General features: G+C 65.1%; 17 protein-coding genes. 10 read left to right on the top strand and 7 right to left on the bottom strand.

What is annotated here, in order from left to right; translation table 11 throughout:
* Positions 1–100: 100 nt before the first annotated feature.
* Complete coding sequence (gene rhaS, locus C5L14_RS06015) at positions 101–1,093, bottom strand: rhamnose ABC transporter substrate-binding protein (protein WP_428832608.1); 993 nt, start codon at positions 1,091–1,093, stop codon at positions 101–103.
* A gap of 312 nt (positions 1,094–1,405) precedes the next feature.
* On the opposite strand from rhaS, the gene C5L14_RS06010 reads away from it, so the two are divergent.
* Positions 1,406–2,035 (top strand): LysE family translocator, encoded by a 630-nt coding sequence (locus C5L14_RS06010; RefSeq protein WP_105861118.1) that lies wholly within the window; start codon positions 1,406–1,408, stop codon positions 2,033–2,035.
* Positions 2,036–2,097: 62 nt separating this feature from the next.
* The gene (locus C5L14_RS06005) at positions 2,098–2,673 is read left to right on the top strand and encodes a tyrosine phosphatase family protein (protein ID WP_105861117.1); all 576 of its coding nucleotides are present in this window, start codon (positions 2,098–2,100) and stop codon (positions 2,671–2,673) included.
* A 30-nt stretch (positions 2,674–2,703) separates the two neighbouring features.
* Here the strand turns inward: C5L14_RS06005 and C5L14_RS06000 are convergent, their stop codons facing one another.
* From C5L14_RS06000 to C5L14_RS05985, 4 genes are all read right to left on the bottom strand, one after another.
* On the bottom strand, positions 2,704–4,074 hold the full coding sequence (locus C5L14_RS06000; protein WP_105861116.1) for an FGGY-family carbohydrate kinase: 1,371 nt from the start codon (positions 4,072–4,074) through the stop codon (positions 2,704–2,706).
* A 125-nt stretch (positions 4,075–4,199) separates the two neighbouring features.
* A complete protein-coding gene (locus C5L14_RS05995; RefSeq protein WP_181161043.1) occupies positions 4,200–5,264 on the bottom strand; it encodes a substrate-binding domain-containing protein in 1,065 nt (354 codons plus the stop codon).
* Positions 5,265–5,437: 173 nt separating this feature from the next.
* Positions 5,438–7,054: an FGGY-family carbohydrate kinase gene (locus tag C5L14_RS05990; RefSeq protein WP_105861114.1), complete on the bottom strand. Its 1,617-nt coding sequence runs from the start codon at positions 7,052–7,054 to the stop codon at positions 5,438–5,440.
* A gap of 351 nt (positions 7,055–7,405) precedes the next feature.
* The gene (locus C5L14_RS05985; RefSeq protein ID WP_181161042.1) at positions 7,406–8,389 is read right to left on the bottom strand and encodes a LacI family DNA-binding transcriptional regulator; all 984 of its coding nucleotides are present in this window, start codon (positions 8,387–8,389) and stop codon (positions 7,406–7,408) included.
* A 237-nt stretch (positions 8,390–8,626) separates the two neighbouring features.
* Between C5L14_RS05985 and C5L14_RS05980 the strand changes: the two genes are divergently transcribed.
* Both C5L14_RS05980 and C5L14_RS05975 read left to right on the top strand, forming a co-directional pair.
* Complete coding sequence (locus C5L14_RS05980) at positions 8,627–9,547, top strand: phytanoyl-CoA dioxygenase family protein (RefSeq protein WP_105861112.1); 921 nt, start codon at positions 8,627–8,629, stop codon at positions 9,545–9,547.
* Positions 9,548–9,639: 92 nt separating this feature from the next.
* Positions 9,640–10,977, top strand: coding sequence for an MFS transporter (locus C5L14_RS05975; RefSeq protein WP_105861111.1), 1,338 nt, complete (start codon positions 9,640–9,642; stop codon positions 10,975–10,977).
* Positions 10,978–11,291: 314 nt separating this feature from the next.
* On the opposite strand, the gene C5L14_RS05970 is transcribed toward C5L14_RS05975, so the two are convergent.
* The gene (locus C5L14_RS05970) at positions 11,292–12,491 is read right to left on the bottom strand and encodes an MFS transporter (RefSeq protein ID WP_245443267.1); all 1,200 of its coding nucleotides are present in this window, start codon (positions 12,489–12,491) and stop codon (positions 11,292–11,294) included.
* Positions 12,492–12,584: 93 nt separating this feature from the next.
* On the opposite strand from C5L14_RS05970, the gene C5L14_RS05965 reads away from it, so the two are divergent.
* A complete protein-coding gene (locus C5L14_RS05965) occupies positions 12,585–13,244 on the top strand; it encodes an ArsR/SmtB family transcription factor (RefSeq protein WP_105861109.1) in 660 nt (219 codons plus the stop codon).
* Between the two features lie 12 nt (positions 13,245–13,256).
* Here C5L14_RS05965 and C5L14_RS05960 read toward each other — a convergent pair whose 3' ends face one another.
* Positions 13,257–14,039, bottom strand: a complete 783-nt coding sequence (locus C5L14_RS05960) for a DeoR/GlpR family DNA-binding transcription regulator (protein WP_105861108.1) — start codon at positions 14,037–14,039, stop codon at positions 13,257–13,259.
* Between the two features lie 168 nt (positions 14,040–14,207).
* Between C5L14_RS05960 and C5L14_RS05955 the strand changes: the two genes are divergently transcribed.
* The 5 genes from C5L14_RS05955 to C5L14_RS05935 all read left to right on the top strand — a co-directional run bounded on the left by C5L14_RS05955 (position 14,208) and on the right by C5L14_RS05935 (position 20,315).
* Positions 14,208–16,286: a bifunctional rhamnulose-1-phosphate aldolase/short-chain dehydrogenase gene (locus tag C5L14_RS05955; RefSeq protein WP_245443265.1), complete on the top strand. Its 2,079-nt coding sequence runs from the start codon at positions 14,208–14,210 to the stop codon at positions 16,284–16,286.
* Between the two features lie 62 nt (positions 16,287–16,348).
* The gene (locus tag C5L14_RS05950) at positions 16,349–16,633 is read left to right on the top strand and encodes a hypothetical protein (RefSeq protein WP_105861106.1); all 285 of its coding nucleotides are present in this window, start codon (positions 16,349–16,351) and stop codon (positions 16,631–16,633) included.
* Positions 16,623–17,207: a type II toxin-antitoxin system VapC family toxin gene (locus C5L14_RS05945; RefSeq protein WP_210203209.1), complete on the top strand. Its 585-nt coding sequence runs from the start codon at positions 16,623–16,625 to the stop codon at positions 17,205–17,207. The genes C5L14_RS05950 and C5L14_RS05945 overlap by 11 nt, the downstream gene beginning before the upstream one ends.
* A 133-nt stretch (positions 17,208–17,340) precedes the next feature.
* Complete coding sequence (locus C5L14_RS05940; protein WP_105861105.1) at positions 17,341–18,456, top strand: glycosyltransferase family 4 protein; 1,116 nt, start codon at positions 17,341–17,343, stop codon at positions 18,454–18,456.
* Positions 18,453–20,315, top strand: a complete 1,863-nt coding sequence (locus C5L14_RS05935) for a glycosyltransferase (RefSeq protein ID WP_105861104.1) — start codon at positions 18,453–18,455, stop codon at positions 20,313–20,315. The genes C5L14_RS05940 and C5L14_RS05935 overlap by 4 nt, the downstream gene beginning before the upstream one ends.
* Positions 20,316–20,356: the final 41 nt, after the last annotated feature.

Below are 20,356 nucleotides of genomic sequence, written 5' to 3'. Positions count from 1 at the left end.
CCTCATCCGCCCTTTGGAGCACCCAGTCCACTCCAGTGGAGTGGACGATACCCGCAAGGGGAGACGGGCTGGGCGCGCGCCATTCACCCGGGTCCGATCTTCAGAAGATCTTGGCGTATTTCTCGACGTTCGACTTGTCGAAGGTGAAGGGCTCGCCCATCACCGCCTCGCCGTCCTCGCCGATCTTGGTCTCGCCCATGCGCCCCATCTTCACGGTGGAGCCGGGCTTGCCGCTCTCGCCACCGATGATGCCGGCCAGGATCTGCGTGGCCGAATAGCCGTAATCGACCGGATTCCAGATCGCGAAGCTATCGCAGGCGCCCTTCAGCACGGCGTCCTTCATTTCCGAAGGCAGGCCGAGGCCGGTGATGAAGACCTTGCCGGCGAGGCCGCCGTCGATGATCGCCTTGGCACCGGCGCGGATGCCGATGGTGGTGGGCGAGATCACGCCCTTGAGGTTGGGATGCGTCTTCACCAGGCCCTGCATCTCGCGATAGGACTTGTCGTCCTGGTCGTCGCCATAGACGGTATCGACCAGCTTCAGCTTGGCATATTCGGGCTTCTCCCATTCCCTCTTCATCGCGGCGATCCAGCTGTTCTGGTTCGTCATGGTGGAGGCGGCGGAGAGGATGGCGACCTCGCCCTCGCCCTTGAGGGTCTTGGAGATCATCTGCACCTGCTTGGCGCCGATCATCTCGGTGGAGGAGGCGTTGAGATGCATGATGCGCCCGCCCTTGGCGATGGCGCTGTCGAAGGAGATCACCTTGATGCCGCGCTGGGCCGCCTTCTTGCCGACGGGCACCAGGGCGTTGGCGTCATTGGCGGAGACGATGATGCCGTCGACCTTCTGGGCGATCAGCGCGTCGATCACCGCGATCTGGTCCTCGGCAGTCGCTTTGGTGGGAGCGGTATAGATGATCTCGATGCCGCCGAGTTCCTTGGCCGCCTGCTGGGCGCCGTCGCGGCAGGCATCGAAATAGGAATTGCCGAGATTCTTGACCACCAGTGCGATGCGCTTGTTGGCGGCGAAAGCCGGCGTGACCGCGCCGAGCGGCAGGGCGCCTGCCAGCAGCGAACCGCCCAGGATCTTCAAGGCGCTGCGACGAGACTGATCGTCGAACATGTCGTTCCCTCCACATTGCCAGCCGGCTCTTGCCGGTCTGTCTGCCCGCAGGCGGTTTGACGGCCGGACTGGCCACCGACTCTCCCACGCAGAGGCGCCATTCATGCCCGCCTCGCCGGCGAATGCAAGAGTCGGCAGCAATTTGTCTGATTAATTTTAACGCTGGGACGGACCGGGCCCGCCGGGCGGCCAAGGCGTCGCCTCACGCGCACAAACCTTCAAGATCCCGCCGGGGACCGGCGGATAGCATGGCAACCGCATCACCTGCAGGAAAAGCCCGCAATGCCCGCACAAATCATATCTGGCACCGATATCTGGCCCTCGATCATGACGGTGGTCCTGACAGCCCTGGTCGTGATGGGCAGCCCCGGCCCCTCGACCATCAGCGCAACCGCCACCGGTGCCGCCTACGGTTTCAGGAGATCGCTGCTCTATGTCTGCGGCCTGATTTCCGGTACCGGCGCAGTGCTGGTCGCCGTCGCCTTCGGCGTCGTCTCCGTCCTGCTCTCCATCCCGTATGGCGCTCCTGCACTCCTCGTCGCCTCCGGCGCCTATATCGCCTATCTCGCCTACAGGATCGCCACGGCGCCGCCCCTTGCCGCGCAGGCACAACGGACAGCTGCGGCGCCCGCTTTCACGGGCGGCTTTCTGCTGGCGATCGCCAATCCAAAGGCCTATCTCGCGCTCGCGGCCGTCTTCGCCAGCACGAACATCCTGCGCGAGAATCCCACTCTCGACGCCGGCATCAAGGTTGTGCTGCTGGGGCTGATGATCGTCGCCATCCACCTCCTCTGGCTGACGATCGGCGTCTCGCTTGCCCGCCTGTTGCGAAATCCGAAAATATCGCGCTGTCTGAATGTCTTGATGGCGGCGCTTCTCCTCGCTACGACGGTCAAGGCCCTCCTATCGTGATCAGTCCGGCTAGCCGGCTGAGAGGCAGGAGCCTTTGCACCATGACATTGCGACCAGGACTTATGACCTCCCTTCCTTCCTTCGCGGCCTGGACCGTCTGCGGCATCGACGAGCTCGATCAGTTCAGCGGCTCCGGCGTCAGCCACGTGCTCTCGATCGTCGATCCGAACTGGCCTGAGCTGAGTGCCTTCCGAGCCTATGGCGTGCACCAGCGCACCATCCTGCAGTTCGACGACATCATCGATCCCATGGTCGGCAAGATCATGCCGGCCCGCGAGCACATGGCCGAAATCCTGCGCTTCGCCCGCGACGAAGCGGGCGCCATCCTCGTGCCGGAACGCCTGCTGGTGCATTGCCATATGGGCGTTTCGCGCTCGACGGCCGCGATGGCGACGCTGATGGCGCGTGCCGATTCGAGCCTGTCCGAGGACGAGATCTTTGCCCGCCTGCGTTCGATCCGCCCGCAGGCCTGGCCCAATTCCGTGCTGATCGGCTTTGCCGACGAACTTCTCGGCCGGGGCGGGCGCCTGACACAGGCCCTTCGCCGGCACTATGCCTTTCAGAAGCAGCACCGCCCCGACATGGCCGACTGGATGGTGCGGCTCGGCCGGGCGCGCGAAGTCGAGATGGCGGCCTGACACTCGCCCGAAGCGCCGCGTGCTCCCTTGTCAAGCGATCAGCGGCAGCGCCTGGCGCCAGGCGGCTTTGTAGCGAAGCAGGGCCTCGGCATCGGCATAGGGCGTTGCCGGCCTTGCCGGCTCGCGCGCCGGCATTTCGGGCCAGGTCGCGAGAAGCGACGTGCCATAGGCGGTACCGGAGCTGTCGAGGCTGGGCAGGACCGCCTGCCCCGGGCGCAATGCCGCGAGCAGGCTGCAATAGACCGGGTTGGCGGCAAAGCTGCCCTCGATCAGCAAAGGTCCGCTGCCGGCGCCAAGCGCCTCGAGGAGATAATCGGTCAGAAGCACGCAATAGAGGCTGGCCAGGGCCGCCCGCATGCCCTCCCCGGATGGCAGCCCGCCGCGGATCGCGCCGGGATATCCCGGAAAAGGCCCGCCATTGGGCACGAAACTCGGCAGTGCCAACACGCCGGCCGCCATCACGGCCGCAGCGTCGGCAAGCGAGCAGGAGGCAGGGGCACCATCGAGAATCACCGCAAATTCCCGGCCGCCCATGAATTTGGCCGCCGGCACCGGCCGGGCCTCGACATCGGCATAGGCCTGCATGTCCCTGGCCGCGTCGAGACGGCCGGGATCGGCGCCGAGCGCCATGATCACCGCCCAGGTGCCGGAGGAAACCAGCGTGAAGGGCGGCTCGAAGGCGATCAGATGAGGCAGGATGGAGCCGTTGGAATCATGGATGCCGGCGCGCACCCTGACGGTGTCGGGCAGGCCGGTCTCAGCCCGGATCTCGGGCCGCAGCGGGCCCAGCACGGCGTGAGCCGCGATCGGCGGCGGGAACAGCGTCTCCCAACCACGCCGGGTCACCAGGGAGGACAGGCGCTTTTCACGGACAGCCCACAAATCGGAATGGCCGCCGATGCCCGTGATCTCGTTGCGGGCGATACCGGTGAGGCGCCAGGTGAAATATTGCGGATAGGGCACGATGTGCCTGACGCGGGCGAATTCCTCGGGGTGGCGCAACTGCTGGTAGAAGATCTGCTTGCCGGAATTGAGTCCCGCCGACATGGGCGGCGACAACGTCTCGGCAAAGGGCGGGCGGAACGGGGCGTACTCGGCCTCGATCTCGCCGACTCCCTCGAACTCGTAGTCCATCACCGGCAGGGCCAGATCGTCATCGCCGATCAGGGCCATGGCGGCGCCATGGGTGGTGACGGCGATGTCGGCGATGGCATGCTCGGCGCCGGCCTTGCGCAGCCCTTCCATCAGGAAGCGCCAGATCGCCTCGACATCGGCATGCGGATAGGGCGGGCCGGCCAGTGTCCGGTTCGGCATCGAAGCCTGCCAGAGGCTGGCAGCGCCGTCGAACAGGACCAGCTTCACATTGGTCTTGCCGACATCGAGCACGGCGGTGACGGACATGGTCGGCTCACAGGATTACGTCTCACCAAAGCATTTTCCAAAGAAGCCGGCAGACTTCTCGATTAAGAAAATGCGCCAAAACAAAGAGTTAGAGCAAAGCGCGATTCGAAGGAATCGCGCTTGCTCTAGAGATCGGCATATTTGTCGAAATTCCTGGCGTCGACGATGAAAGGACGCAGGGTGAGGACGCCGTTCTCGCCGAGGGCGATCTGGCCGAGGCGGCCGGCGGTGACCAGGCTGCCCGTGCCGGTGGTCATGGTGTTTCTGGCCAGCGCCGCGGCAATCTGCATGGCGGCATAGCCGATATCCACCGGATTGGAGGCGGCGAAGCCTTCCACCGCCTTGGCCGACATGGCGGCCTTCAGCGCGGCCGGCCGGCCGAAACCGGTTACGAAGACCTTGCCGGCGAGGCCTCTGTCGGAAACGCATTGCGCCGCGCCCACCAGGGCCGCCGGGTTGAAGACCAGCAATCCCTTGAGATTGGGGTGCTGCCTCAGCACGAAATCCGCGCTGGCATAGCCGGCCTTCTCGTTGTCGTTGTCATAGAGCGTGTCGGCGAGCTTGAGCTTGCCATAGCCTGGTTTGAGCCATTGCTGCATGGTCTCCGAAACCAGCCCCTGCCCGTCCGCGCCGCTGCGCCCACCGGCCAGGATGGCGATGTCGCCGCCATCCTTGACGTCGTCGGCCAGCATCGCCAGGAAGCTCTCCGCCTTGCCCTTGTTACCGACAGGATCGACATGGGCCGAGCGCGAATTGGCCGGAAGGGCCTGCTCGAAAGAGACCACCTTGATGCCCCGGATCATGGCGCGCTTGCACAGCGGCGCCAGGAGGCCGGCATCGACGGGGCTGATCAGGATGGCATCGACCTTCTGCTTCACGAAACCGTTGAGGAACAGGGCCTGTTCGCGCACCTGGCGCTTTTCCGGCGCAGCAACGGCCATGTCGAGATTGCCGATCTGCGTCGCCGCTTCCTGGGCCCCGTCGGCGCACGCCTTGTAGAAGGGATCGTCCTTGACCGGCACGATCACCCCGACCCGCAATCTGCCTTCGGTCACCGGCAGCACGGGCGTCGGATCGGCCTTGGGCTTGGGTTTGGGATTGGGCGCCGAAAGGGCCGATGACGACATGCCGGCCAACCCCAGGCCCCCCAGCAGCGTGACGATCTGGCGGCGGCTGAAGGTATCGGTCATGGGAACTCCGTCCGGGGGTGGTACGAGAAAAGCAAGAACGCCGCAGGCCCGATCGAACGGCCGGACCGGCAGCGAGAGCGGCCGAATCACGGCCGCGCCCATCTCATCACATGCCATGATCTTTGCAATCACGGCGTTACCGCGAGGTCGGTTAGAGCAGCCCCGGGACCTTCTCAGGCCATCAGTTCGCGGGCTTGCCGCCCGGCCGCCTGCAGCACTTCATAGACCTTGAACTTCTTCTCGTGGAAGGCGCGGATCTCGCCTTGGCCGGGCGCGTAGGTGGCGCCGAGCGCGGACATGCCGCTCATCGCCTCGGCCAGCGCGGGGTAGGCCTTGCCGGCCACGGCGCCGAGCATGGCCGCGCCGAGCAGGACGGGTTCCGGCGTCTCCGCGACCGCCACCTCGATGCCCGTGGCGTCGGCGATGATCTGGCGCACCAGCGGGCTCTGGGCTGCACCGCCCGAGATGATGATCTGCTGGAGCACGATGCCCTTGGCCGCCATCGCCTCGACGATCTGCCGCGCGCCATAGGCCAGGCCGCACAGACCGGCGACATAGAGCCTGACCAGGCTGTCGAGATCGTCCTCCAGGTCCAGGCCCGCAATCACGGCCCGGGCATCGGGATCGGCATGGGGCGCGCGATTGCCAAGGAACTCGGGCACGACATGGATGCTGCGTGCCAAAGTGGCATCGCCGGCGAGATTGGCCTGCGCCTCTAACCAGGCCAGCAGGGGGCGCCCCGCGGTCTCGGCCCGTTCCACGGCCTGGGCATAGGCCGGATGCAGGGTGAGGAGATGGTCGAGCGCCGCGCCGGCCGCCGATTGCCCGCCCTCGTTCAGCCAGAGGCCGGGCACCATCGCCGAGAAATAGGGACCCCACACGCCTGGCACGAAAGCGGCCTCGCGCGTGCTCGCCATGGTGCAGGCCGAGGTGCCGAAGACATAGGCGAGGCGCGCCGTCACGTCGGCCCCCTCGCCGTCCTTGCCAGCCGCGCCGACGGTGCCGATGCCGCCGGCATGGGCATCGATCAGCGAAGCCCCGACGGGGATGCCGGCCGCCAGCCCAAGATCGGCGGCGGCCGCCTCCGTCAGGCCCGAGCCCAGCGGCGTGCCGACATCCACGATGGTGTCGCCGATGCGGGCGAAGCCTTCGTCGGCAAGCGCGCCGAGGCCGACCTTGTGGAAATAGCCGGCGTCCCAGCGCTTCTCATGCGCGAGATAGGTCCATTTGCAGGTGACGGTGCAGACCGAGCGCGACAGCGAGCCTGTGGCGCGCCAGCTCAGATAGTCGGGCAGGTCGAAGAAATAGCCGGCCGCCGCGAAGATCTCGGGCTTGTGCTCCCTCAGCCAGAGCAGCTTGGGCGTCTCCATCTCCGGCGAGATCACGCCGCCGACATAGCGCAGCACCTCCTCGCCCGTCTCATTGATGCGCCGGGTCTGGTCGAGCGAGCGATGATCCATCCACACGATGACGTTGCGATTGGGATCGTCAGACGGACCAACCGAAAGCGGCTCGCCCTGCTTGCCGACCACCACCAGCGAGCAGGTCGCATCGAAACCGACGCCGGCGATGGCGCCCGGCTCGACCGCAGCCTCTGCCAGCGCTCCCTTCACGGCCGTGCAGACCGCCTGCCAGATGTTCTCGGAGGATTGTTCGACGATGTCGCCCGGCTCGTGCCAGATCGTGATCGCCTGCTTGGCCGAGCCGAGCAGCTTGCCCTTGCTATCGAAGACGCCGGCCCGCGCCGAGCCCGTACCCACGTCGACCCCGATGAAATATTGATCGCCCATCGCTATTGACCATCCATGTCGCGGTTCGCTCCCGGATATTCTACAGCTTTCCGCTGCTCTGAGACCTTAGCTTAAAGGGGTGCCCCAGCTTGGCAACCTCGATTGGCGGGCAGAGCTGATAGGAATTTCACCGGCACAATGGCCTTCGGTGCGGAACGCTATGCAGACATGTCCGTCCGAACTTCTCACACGCCGCGACTACGCCCCACCGCATTCGGGGGCGGCGCCGGCTCAGATCCAGGCATACGACCAAACAGGCGAATGCATAGTCCCGAATGGCTCGCTGCTGGCGATTGCCTTTGAATCAGCCAAGAGCGTCCCGGCCATACCGCAGGCATTTAGCAGCCGGCTCTACGCCGAACTGCGGCGTACCACTTCAAAACCGATATCGACGATCCGCACCGGAACCGTCTCGTTGCGTATGCGCGCCAGCACCAATTCACCGGCGCGCGTTCCAATATCACGCCCGGCGATGCGCACAGTGGTAAGGTCGAGGCCGCTAGGCTGGGCGATCGCAAAATCACCAAAGCCGGCAACGGCGAGCTCTTGCGGTGTCGCGATGCCGCGCCGCTGCGCGGCCAGCAGCACACCCGCAGCGATGGCATCGAGCGAGCAAAACACCGCATCGGTATCGGGAAAACGGGCCAGCAGCTCATCAAGCAGTGCCGGGCCGCTTTCCATGCCGGCGACCACTGCGGCTACGGCAACTTCGCGCGGTGCCATGCCCAGAGCCGCCAGCGCCGTGCGATAGCCCTCGCGCCGCTGCAGGCCGCGCTGATCCTTCTCGTCACCCGGACCGATGAAGCCGATGCGTCGATAACCATAGCCATGCAGAGCCATCGTCATCGCGCGACCCGCAGCCGGATTGTCGAAGCCGACGGCCATGTCGACCGGCTCGGCCGGCAGTTCCCAGGTCTCGACGACAGGCACGCCGGCCATGCTCAGCAGGCGGCGTGCGCGGGGCGTATGCAGCGTGCCGGTCAGCACGACTCCATCCGGGCGGCGGCCGAGAATCGCACGCAGCAAACGCTCCTCGTCGGTCGCCGAATAGTCCGACGAGCCCAGCAGAATGGAAAAACCAGCCGCTTCGACGCAACGCGTGAGCCCGGCAATGGTCTGTGAGAAGATCGCGTTCTCGAACGTCGAGACCACCGCGGCGATCAATCCGCTCCGCCGTGCAGCAAGACTGCCGGCCAGCAGGTCCGGCACATAGTCCAGTTCGGCCATGGCCGCTTCGATGCGGGCCCGCGTTGCAACGGCAACAAGCTCCGGCGTGCGCAGCGCGCGCGACACGGTCATCTGCGAAACGCCGGCGCGTTCCGCCACATCGTCCATACGGAGCCTGCGGTCCGTTTTAGGCTGTGATTTGGGGGCTGCCATGCGCTTTTTTCGTTCCATCCGGCTCTGCGCATCGTCGCGCAAAAGACCGCCTTCGCCTCGTATTATTTTTTTCCGCACAACTCAATGCGCTTGACTCGAGGTGATGTTATCGCAAACATGTTTGCGCAATCATGTTTACGCAAACAGATGCTGGCCCGTTCACGAAGAAACGCCGCGCCTGAAGGAGGAAAAATGCTCAGCGAAGCCCAGATCCAGGCTTATCACGACGACGGCTACATCCTTGTCGAGGATGTCGTCACGGGTCAGGAGCTCGAAGAACTGCGACGGTTGACCTACGAAAAGATCGATCAATCGCGGGCCGTATCCGTAAGCGACGAGGTGTTCGACCTCGACGAAGGACACTCGAAAGACAATCCGAAGTTGACGCGCATCAAGATGCCGCACATTCAGATGCCGGCGTTCTGGGACGTGTTGAAATCCAGCAAATTCCGCTCGGTGCTGGAAGCCCTTCTCGGCCCAGCCGTGCGCTTGCAGACCTCGAAGCTCAATACGAAGGCACCAGGCGGCGGAGCCGCCGTCGAATGGCACCAGGACTGGGCGTTCTATCCGCACACCAATGATGACGTGCTCGCGATCGGCCTCATGCTTGAGGACGTCGAGGAGGAAAGCGGTCCGCTGCTCGTCATACCAGGCACACACAAGGGCCCGGTGCTCAGTCACTTCGTCAACGGTGTATTCGCCGGCGCGATCGATCCAAGTGATCCGCTGTTCGAGAAGGACAAGATCGTCACGCTGACCGGCAAGGCCGGTTCGATGACAGTACATCATTGCCGCACATTGCACGGGTCAGCGCCGAACGTGTCGAACCGGGCGCGTCTCATTTGTTTCTATGAGATGTGCGCAGCAGATGCCTGGCCACTTGCGGGCGGCGCCGGCGCCTTCCTCAACATGAATCAGCGCCAGGTCTATGACACTGTACAAAGCCGGATCATCTTCGGTGAGCAGACGATGCGCCCGCGCCTGAAAGACGTGCCGGTGCTCCTGCCGTTGCCGCCGGCGCCTGATGCGACCTCGATCTTCAAGACACAAAAGAGCGCGGGCGCGGTCAGCGCCTTCGCCAAGGCCGATCAGAAGGCCGGGCGCGCGGCCTAGCCGCGCCGCTTGCGAGTGCGCAAAGCGCAGCCGGCGTCCAACGAGGCGCCGGTCATTCGATACAAAACAAATGCCTCCGGGGAGGATCCTCTATGCCAAAAGCTGCGATGGAAATGCATCCGCGCAAGGTCATTGTCGCGTCTTGCGTCGGCTCTGCGCTCGAATGGTACGACTTCTTCATCTATGCGACGGCCGCCGGACTGGTGTTCGGCAAGCTGTTTTTTGCCGATTTCGGCGGCAAGGGCACGCTGATAGCCCTCGCAACGTTCGGCGTCGGCTTCATCGCTCGCCCTTTCGGCGGCCTGTTCTTCGGCTATCTCGGCGATCGCATCGGCCGAAAACCGGTGCTGCTGATCACCTTGATGATGGTCGGCATCGGCACAGTTCTCATCGGCCTGCTGCCGACTTACGAACAGATCGGCATCTGGGCGCCAATCCTGCTCGTCACCATGCGTCTGATGCAGGGTTTCGGTGCAGGCGCCGAATATACGGGCGCCGTCATCCTGCTCGCCGAGTATGCGCCGGTCGGCAAGCGCGGCTTTTGGTGCTCATTTGCGCCCGCCGGAGTCGGCCTCGGAATGATGTTGGCATCGAGCGCGTTCTGGCTCGTCTCGCAACTGCCGCAAGAGCAATTCATGGACTGGGGCTGGCGCCTGCCATTCCTGGCCAGCATCGTCATCATCGCGTTCGGTTTGTTCGTGCGCTACCGTATCGATGAAACACCGGTGTTCGAGACGATTGCCGCCGAGCCGGAAAAGAAATCGAAAAATCCGATCGTCGAGTCCCTGACCAAGCAACCGCGCAACTTCTTCGTCGTTCTCGGCGCGCGTCTTGCCGAGAACGGCTTTGGCTATTTATTCCCGGTATTCGGGCTTAGCTACGCGGTGAACACGCTCGAGTTCCCCAAGGATCAATCATTGTTCGTGCTGATGACCAGCTATGTCGTACAGATAGCTTGCGTGATCGGCTTCGCCGCGCTGTCGGATCGCATCGGCCGACGGCCGGTCTACATCGCCGGCGCGTTGTTTGGATGTCTCATCGCGTTCCCGTTTTTCTGGCTTCTCGAGTCGAAATCGTTCCTGGCTTCGATCGCCGCGTTCTGGCTGGCGCAGATAGCGGTCGGTATGATGTTCGGCGTACAGGCTGCATATTTCTCCGAACTTTTCGGGCCGGCGCGCCGCTTCTCGGGTTTCGCTTTCGCGCGCGAGCTCGGGTCGCTTCTCGCCGGCGGCCCAGCACCCGCATTGGCGACCTTGATGGTGTCGTGGGCTTCAGGCTCATCGTGGCCGGTAGCGCTCTATTCTATCTTCCTCGGCCTCTGCACGGCCTATGCCGTATGGATGGGTCCGGAAACCTATCGCGACGATATCGCAGTCGACCAACTCGAGAGCGACGCCACAACTCTGCGGGCGCGGGCGCAAGTAGCGTAGCGAGGAATAGGAACGAGAAGAATGACAAAGGTCCGGGTTCGCAAGCGCGAACTCGGCATTGCCGGCCTCGTTGTGATCGGGCGCCGGAGGAGGCCTCGTCTGCACGTGGTGCTTGGCCATGCGGTTGAGGTCGCCATTGCCGTCATGCCCCTTTTCTTTCCGATGCCGCGGCATTCTGCTGCCCTGAGCCTTCCGCGTAAAGGGCCCCCGGCTTGGCAACCTCGATTGGTGGGCGGGGCTGATAAGAATTTCACCGGGCAGGCCCATCGAATGCCGGGTTCGGCTAGGGTTTTCCACCACGCTCGGCCCGCATCTCAGGGGGCGGCGGCTGGCTCGAGACGCCGCCGGCGCCAACCCAGCCACAAAATGGCCAGCCCGGCGATCGCCATCCAGGGCAGCAGCAGCAGGTTGAGCGTCTGCCAGCCGAAAGCCTGCAGCAGGCCTCCGGCGCTGAAGGAACAGACGAGCCCCACGACGAAGATGGTCATGTCGTTCGTTGCCTGTGCACGCCCCTTCTCCGCCACCGTATAGGTGGCGGTCAGCAGGGTCGTGCCGCCGATATAGAGAAAGTTCCAGCCCATGCCGAGCAGCACGAGCGCCGAGGCAAAGGAGCCGAACGAGACACCGCTCAACGTCATCAGGACATGGCCGGCGAGCAGGACGACGCCGGCCAGCATGATACGCAGCACACCGAAACGCGCGATCAGCGAACCCGTGAAGAAGGATGGCAGGAACATGCCGAGGACGTGAAGCTGAATAACCATCGCGGCGACGGAAAGATCATGGTGGTGATGAACCATCGCAAGCGGCGTCGCCGTCATCGCCAGGATCATGATGCCGTAGCCGGTCGCCGCGCCGAACAGGGCGACGAGATAGGCCGGCTGCGAAACGATGGTCCGCCACGGCCGGCCGGCGGCCGTCTTGCCGGCCTCCACCGTCGCAGCGGGGATATGCAGGCCGAGAAGCACGCCGGCACCGGCCATGGAGACCAGCGTCAGCAGCAGGAAGGAACCGACATAATGCGGTTCCAGCAAAGGCGCACCGAGACGGCCGAGCGTGGGGCCGCCGAGCGCGGCGACGATGCCGCCGGCGAGCACCAGCGAGATCGCGCGCGGCCGGAAGGCCTCGTCCGCGATCTCGCCGGCCGCGAAACGGTAGAATTGCGCGAAAGCCTGGTAGACGCCAACGAGGAAAGTGCCCAGCGACAACAGCGGGAGCATGCCGAGCCAGAGGCCGGCCGCCGCCGCCAGGCCCCCCGCCGCGCCGAGGAGCGCTCCGGCGGTAAAGCCGGCCCGCCGTCCGACCCGCGTCATCCACATCGATGCTGGAAAGGTCGTCAGCGCCGTCCCGAGGAACATGGCCGCAATCGGCATGGTCGCCCATTCCGGGCGGGTGGCGATCTGCGCGCCGGCAAGGCCTCCGACCGTCATCACGAGGACGGAGGCGGTCTGAAACAATGCTTGGGCCGCGGCAAGCAGGAGAACCTGCCGATGCATGGGGAGGCCGGACGACACGGGCGAGTTCCTCTCGATCGGCAATCGGAACGGGCTACAAATCAACTATTCAACTAATTGCTTGAATTCTTGTCTGATGTTAGAATTCTGTCAATGGCAAGTGCAAAGAATCGTCTTTTCGAGCAGTTTGCAGATCTGGCACGGGTGCTCGGGCATGCGCATCGGCTGGAATTGCTTGAGCATGCCTCCCAGGGCGAACGCTCGGTCGAACGATTGGCGCAGCTCACGGGCCTGTCCCTCGCCAATGCATCCCAGCATCTCCAGCACCTGCGCCGGGGAGGCTTCGTCCAGTCCCGGCGCGTCGGCAACCGGGTTCTCTACCGGCTCGGCGACGGCCCGATCCTCGAACTGCTGTCGGCCCTGCGCTGCTATGCCGAGCACAGCCAGTCCGAGGTGCGCGAGATCGTCACCGACTATTTCGATCGGCTCGACCGGCTCGAACCGGTTTCGCGCGAGGAACTGCTCGACCGCCTCGAAGACGGCAGCATAACCCTTCTCGACGTGCGGCCGGAGGACGAATTCGCGCTCGGCCATCTGCCGGGTGCCCTCAACCTGCCCTTCGACGAGCTAGAACGGCGTCTTTCCGAACTGCCGCCGAACCAGGAAATCGTGGCCTATTGTCGTGGGCCCTATTGCGTCCTGTCCTTCGAGGCCGTCGCCCTGCTTCGCACCAAGGGATATCGGATCCGGCGCCTCGAAGACGGCTTTCCGGAATGGAAGGCAGCCGGATTGCAGGTCGATGTGACCGCCTGACCGTCGCCGCCTTCAGCCCTCATCCACGACAACGATCTCGACCTCGACGCCGGCCTCCGCCAGCATGTCGCGCGCGGCGGGTGGAATGCCGTCATCGGTGATCAGCCGGCGGATACGCGATAGCGGCGCCACCGCCATCGAGCCGCGCGGCTCGAACTTCGAGGAGTCCGCCAGGACGATGAGATCGGCCGCGCGCGTGAGCAGCTTGGCTTCCGCCCGCGCGATCAGCGGATCGCTCTCGATCAGGCCGAGCGGTCCGATCGAGGCCGCGCTCATGAACATTTTCGAGGCCGTGTAGTGCTGGATCGAGTCCTGGTCGAAGGGCGAGAGGATCAGGCTCTGGTCGCGATAGATTTCGCCGCCCGGCAGGATGATGCGATTGTCGCTGTCCTGCATCAGCGCCGCGGCGATCGGGAAGGAATTGGTCAGGATCTGCAGGCGCGAGGTCCGCAGGAACTCGACCATGTGGAAGGTGGTCGATCCGCCGTTGATGATGATGGATTCGCCATCGCGGCACAGCGCCGCCGCCCGCTCGGCGACCGCTCTCTTGCGCCCGGCATTGAGGGCCTGGCTGACCCCGAAGCGCCGCGCCTCGAGCGTGCTTCCTTCCGGCGAGGCCAGCGCCCGGACGCCGCCATGCATGCGCCGGACCATGCCCTGTGCGGCAAGATGGGTGAGGTCGCGGCGGATGGTTGCCGGCGAGGCCCTGGTGACGGCCGCAAGCTCGCGCGCCGAGATCACCGAGCGTTCCTGTACAAGCCTGACGATGGCCTGCCAGCGTTCCTGTTCGTGCATGCCCCCTCCAATTCGCTCACAGCCTTGCCCATTCGCTCATTCATGTCAACAAAACGCGCATTTTGCTGCACTGCACGACAAATTATGCGCATGTGGTGAGCGATATTGATTGACCATGAGCGAGAGCGTTCATAAGGTCTGGAAACAATGACACAGGAAACGCACGCCATGGCCTCAGCACGACTCACAGATCTCTGGGACGACGCGGTCGCCGCCTCCCTCGACGAGCCGGGCAAGCTGCTCTATCGCTCCAACCTGCTGGGCTCGGACCTGCGCATCACCAATTTCGGCGGCGGCAACACTTCCGCCAAGGTCAAGGCGGCCGATCCGCTGACGCGTCAGGAGGTCACCGTGCTCTGGGTCAAGGGCTCGGGCGGCGACATCGGTTCGATGAAGCTCGACGGCTTCTCGACGCTCTATCTCGACAAGCTCGAAGCGCTGAAGAGGCTCTATCGCGGCCTCGCGCACGAGGACGAGATGGTCGGCTATCTGCCGCACTGCACCTTCGACCTCAATCCTCGGGCGGCCTCCATCGACACGCCGCTGCACGCCTTCGTGCCGAAGATCCATGTCGATCACGTCCATCCCGACGCCGTGATCGCCATTGCCGCCTCGCAGAACGCCGAGAAGCTGACAAAGGACATCTTCGGCGGCGAGATCGGATTCCTGCCCTGGCAGCGCCCAGGCTTCGACCTCGGCCTGAAGCTCTCCAGGCTGGCCACGGAGAACCCCCATCTCACCGGCGTGGTGCTCGGCGGCCATGGCCTGTTCACCTGGCATGACGATGCCAAGGCCTGCTACCAGCTCACTTTGCGCATCATCCAGAAGGCCGCGGACTGGCTGGAATCCAAGGCCAGCAAGCCGGCCTTCGAGGGCGAAAAGGTCACCTCCCTGCCCGGCCCCGAGCGCGCCGCCATCGCCACCCGCCTGATGCCGGCCATCCGCGGCCGCATCGGCAAGGCCCAGGCCAAGTCGGGCCATTTCACCGACGCGCCGGAAGTGCTGGAATTCGTCAATTCGAACGCGCTCGCCAAGCTCGCGCCGCTCGGCACCTCCTGCCCCGACCATTTCCTGCGCACCAAGATCCGCCCGCTGGTGATCCCCTTCGCCGGCGATATCGAGGCCACCATCGCCTCGCTCGATACGCTGATCGAGGCCTATCGCGCCGACTACGCCGCCTATTACGAACGTTGCAAGCATCCTGACTCCCCGGCCATGCGCGACCCCAATGCCGTGATCTATCTGGTGCCGGGTGTGGGCATGCTCTCCTTCGCCGCCGACAAGGCGACGGCCCGCATCGCTGCCGAATTCTACGTCAACGCCATCAATGTGATGCGCGGCGCCAGCGGCGTCGACACCTATGTCGGCCTGCCCGAACAGGAAGCCTTCAACATCGAATATTGGCTGCTCGAGGAAGCCAAGCTCCAGCGCATGCCCAAGCCCAAGGGCCTCGCTGGCCGCACCGCCCTGGTTACCGGCGGCGCCGGCGGTATCGGCCGGGCGATCGCCGCCCGCCTGATGCAGGAGGGCGCCAATGCCGTGCTGGCTGATATCGACCAGGCCTCGCTCGACGCGGCCGTCGCCGATTTCGGCAAGCTGTTCGGCAAGGACAGGGTGCGTGGCATCGCGATGGACGTCACCGACGAGGCCAGCGTGATCGCCGCCTTCGAGGAAACGGCGCGCAGCTATGGCGGCATCGACATCGTGGTCAACAATGCCGGCATTTCCTCGGCGGCTGCGGTCGAGGACACTTCACTGGAACTGTGGAACCGCAACATCTCCATCCTCGCCACCGGCTATTTCCTGGTGGCGCGCGAGGGCTATCGCCTGATGAAGACCGAAGGCAATGGCGGTTCCCTGGTGTTCATCGCCTCCAAGAACGGCGTCTCCGCCTCAGCCGGCGCCTCGGCCTACTGCACCGCCAAGGCGGCGGAGATCCATCTCGCCCGCTGCATGGCCCTGGAAGGGGCCCCGCACGGCATCCGCGTCAACGTCGTCAATCCCGACGCCGTGCTGCGCGGCTCCAAGATCTGGCAGGGCGAATGGCGCCAGCAGCGCGCCGCCTCCAACAAGATCGGCGAGGACGACCTGGAGGAGTTCTACCGCAAGCGTTCCCTGCTGCAGCGTTCGGTCTATCCCGAGGACATCGCCGAGGCCGTCTACTTCTTCGCCTCGGACCTCTCGGCCAAGTCCACCGGCAACTTCCTCAATGTCGATGCCGGCAATGTGGTGAGCTTCACGCGCTAAGATGCCAGACTGCAATTGAATGCGTTGGACAGAATTGCCATTTTGTCCAACGAGGAGCCCCAATGCTGAAATTGCCCCATCAAAGCCCGACACCTTCCCAGAACCCGAGGAGGCAGACGGTGATCGATACGGCGCGCCGGCTTGGGTTGCTTGGCGGCGAAAATGGCCGGATCGGCGGGCGCGTGCAGCGTAACCTGGTGGCGGCGGCCAAGGAGAAATCGGGGATCGCATCCGACACTGAACTGTTGGAATACGCTTTGGCCAAGGTCGCACTCGAGGATGATTTCGGGACCAAGCTCGTCCGCCGCAAGGGTCGGATCGAGAAAGACATCGATCTTGAATTTTGAACTGGCGCGCGCGCTTCGACGCGTCAAACCGCAACGTATCGCCGATACAATCCGGCAACGGCCTCCTGCCGACCTGCCATTCGTCATGACACCGATTTCGGCCGGCACCGAATTACTGATCAACAGCTGCGTCTATATCGACATACTGCAAGGGCATACACCGGCGAGCGTCGACGATCTGCTTTCCGCGCGAATCATCAATCACTCCACGATCTGTCTGGCCGAATTGACGCATCTGTTCGACCGCCTCGACCCGAAGCACCCAGCGACCAAGAACGTTCTGCGCGAAATACGGCACACGATCGAAGATATTCCGGGCCACCGGCTCTCGTCCCCTTCGCATACAGCAAGCGGTGAAGCGGGCATGCTGGCCGGCCTGGTGGCCCGTCTGTCTGACGTAGACCATCGCGTGAACCAATCTCTCCTCGATGATGCCGGCCTCTATCTGCAGGTTATGGAGAATGGCTGGACTGTGCTCACCAGCAACATTCGGGATTTCGATTATTTCGATCAGCTCCTGCCAGCCGACCGGGTGCTCTTCTACGAGAAGACTGCGACCACGCCAAAGCGTTGATAAACAACAATCCCGGCGTTAGCCCATGGGAGAAGGCAGGGATTGTGTAGCCAACGTTCGCGGGCTAAGCGGAGGGGTCTGTCCCGTCTGCGGGAACGGCCTCCCGCAGCGCTCAAGCAGTTCACCGCTTCCCATGGCCCGGATCGCCTTTTACGCCCCGCTCAAGCCCCCTGACCACCCGACACCCTCGGGCGATCGGGAAACGGCGCGCCTCTTCCTCGCCGCGTTGCAGGGCGCCGGCTTCGAGGCCGATGTCGCTTCGACGCTGAGGACGGCGGATTCCGCCGGGGGGCGGGATTTTTCGGAGCCGGCACAGGCGGAAGCGAGCCGCCTGCTTGCCCTCTATCGCGAGCACCCGCAGGAACGGCCCGCCCTGTGGTTCACCTACCACGTCTATTACAAGGCGCCCGACCTCGTCGGTCCGGCGATCGCCCGCGCCCTCGGCATCCCCTATGTGATCGCGGAGGGATCACGGGCTCCCAAGCGGGCCCAGGGAGCCTGGTCAAGGGGCCATGCCCAGGCGGAGGCCGCGCTCGACGCAGCCACCCTCATCCTCATCCTCAACCCGAATGACCGCGCCATGCTGGAAGCGGCAAGGCCCGATGGACAGGCGCTGGTCGACCTGCCCCCCTTCATCGATGCGGCGGGCTGGCCGTTGCTGGAGCGCAGCCGGCCCGCGCCCGGCTTCTGCCGCCTTCTCAGCGTCGCCATGATGCGCGAGCGCGACAAGCTGGCGTCCTATGAAATCCTGGCGGCAGCCCTTGCCGGGCTCGGCGGCGATCATCCCTGGCATCTCGACATCGTCGGCGACGGCCCTGCCCGGCCCCAGGTCGAGGCGCTGTTCGCCCCCTTCGGCGAGCGGGTCGCCCTGCATAGCCGCATCGACGACCGCGCCAGGCTGGCCTTGCTTTACGCCCAGGCCGATCTGCTGGCCTGGCCAGCCGTCAACGAAGCCTTCGGCATGGTCTTCCTGGAGGCGGCCCTGCAGGGCTGCCCCGCGGTCGCCGGCGCTTTCGGCGGCGTCGGCTCGGTGGTTCGCGATGGCCACACCGGTCTGCTGACCAAGCCCGGCGACATCGCCGATTTCAGCGCCGCTTTGGCCAGGCTGATGCGCGACACCGCGCTGCGGCAGCTTTTCTCCGGCCAGTCCCTCGCCTTTGCCCGGCAGGAGCGCTCGCTCGCCTCCGCCTCCGGCCGCCTGCGCGAGCTCTTGCTGCCGCTTGTCCAACCGGGAAAGCCCGCCGCATGAGCCGCTCGGTCCTCATCCTCGTTACTCATCTGCTCGGCGTCGGCCATCTCGCCCGTGCGGCCGCCCTGGCGCGCGGGCTGGTCGCCGCCGGCCATCGTGTCACCCTGGTCAGCGGCGGCCGGCCTGCTCCCCTGATCCGGGTCGAGGGGGCAACCTTCGTGCAATTGCCGCCCGTCCATTGCGTCGGCGTCGATTTCCGCACCCTGCTCGGCGCGGATGGCAAGGAAATCGGCGATGATGTCCGGCAAGCCCGCATCGAGGCGATCCTGGCGGCACTCGCCTCTGCCGACCCCGACGTGGTCGTGACCGAAACCTACCCCTTCGGCCGGCGCCAGCTCGCCGCCGAATTCCGAGCCCTGCTCGAGGCGGCGCGCGATCGGCCCAGACCGGTGGCCATCCTCTCCTCCATCCGCGACATCCTCAACCCGCCGGCCAAGCCGAGCCGGGTGGAGGAGACGGAGGCCGTCCTCGTCCGCTTCTATGACGGCGTGCTGGTGCATGGCGATGCCGTGGTCACGCCGCTATCGGCTTCCTGGCCCACCAGCCCGGGGCTGGAGCGCATCCTGACCTATACCGGCTACATCGCCGACACGGCCGAACCCGTAAAAGGCGTCCCCTCCGGCGAAATCCTGGTCTCGGGCGGCGGCAGTGCCGCCAGCCTGCCGCTCTACCGCGCCTCCATCGAAGCCGCGGCGCTTGCCGACACGCCCGCGCGCTGGCGCCTGCTGGTCGGGCACGGCGTCACCGAGGCCGATTTCGAGGCACTGGCGGCCAATGCCGGGCCACGGGTCATCGTCGAGCGCGCCAGGCCGGACTTTCCAGCCCTGCTGGCAGGGGCGGCCGCTTCGGTGAGCCAGGCGGGCTACAACACCATGATCGACCTCGCCCGCGCGGGCGTACCGGCGGTGGTGGTGCCGTTCGAGCAGGGCAAGGAGGCCGAACAGCGCCTGCGCGCCGAGTGTTTCCATGCTCTCGGCCTCGCCGGCATCGTCGGCGAGGCCGATCTCTCCGGTCCCGCCCTCGCGGCAGCCGTCAAGGCCGCCCTGGCGCGCACGCCCGGCGAGGCGCCGGTCCTTGCCCTCGACGGCATTGCCGCCAGCGTGCGGGCGGTGGAGGCGGCGGCGCAGCGTGCCGAAGAGCTGACCCAGGCCTGGACGCGGCTCGACGAGGCCCTCGCTGCCCGCCGCGAAATTCGCCTGTGGTGGCGCGACGACGACGCCGTCGCCGCCACGCCGGCGCTCGACCGCCTGCTCGCCCTGGCGCATCGGCACGCCCTGCCGCTGTCGCTGGCCGTCATTCCGGCCGCCGCCTCACCCAGCCTCGCCGGGGCGATCGCCGAAGAACGGCATGTCGATGTGCTGGTGCATGGCTATGCCCATGCCAATCATGCCCCGCCCGGCGCCAAGAAGCAGGAACTCGGCCACCGTGCCGTCGCCGAAATGCTGGCGGAACTCGGCCGGGGCCTCTCGACATTACGCTCCCGCTTCGGGGAGCGCTGCCTGCCCGTCCTCGTGCCGCCCTGGAACCGCATCGATCCGGCACTGATCGGCGGCCTCGCCGCCCTCGGCTTTTGCGGCCTGTCCGTCGCCGGCCCGCGGCTCGCCGCCCGCCTGCATGATCTTACCGCCGTCAATATTCACGTCGATCCGATCGCCTGGAAACAAGGTGGCGGCCTCCTCGATCCTGTTTTGGTATTGTCACAATGCATCCGCGCCCTTGAACATGACGAACCCTTGGGCATACTGACGCATCACCTCGTACACGACGCCTGGATTTGGAGTTTCCTGGATAGATTGTTCGAAAGGCTCAAGAAGCACGCGAATATACGCTTCATGCCAGCATGCGCGTTATTTGCATGAAGCACTGGATCGAAAAACGATACACACGCCAGATAGCAGTG

Origin of the sequence: Labrys okinawensis, from assembly GCF_002982075.1 — a bacterium.
GTDB lineage: Bacteria > Pseudomonadota > Alphaproteobacteria > Rhizobiales > Labraceae > Labrys > Labrys okinawensis_A.
Note: the sequence above shows the minus strand (reverse complement) of the source record. Positions and strands in the feature narration are given on the sequence as shown.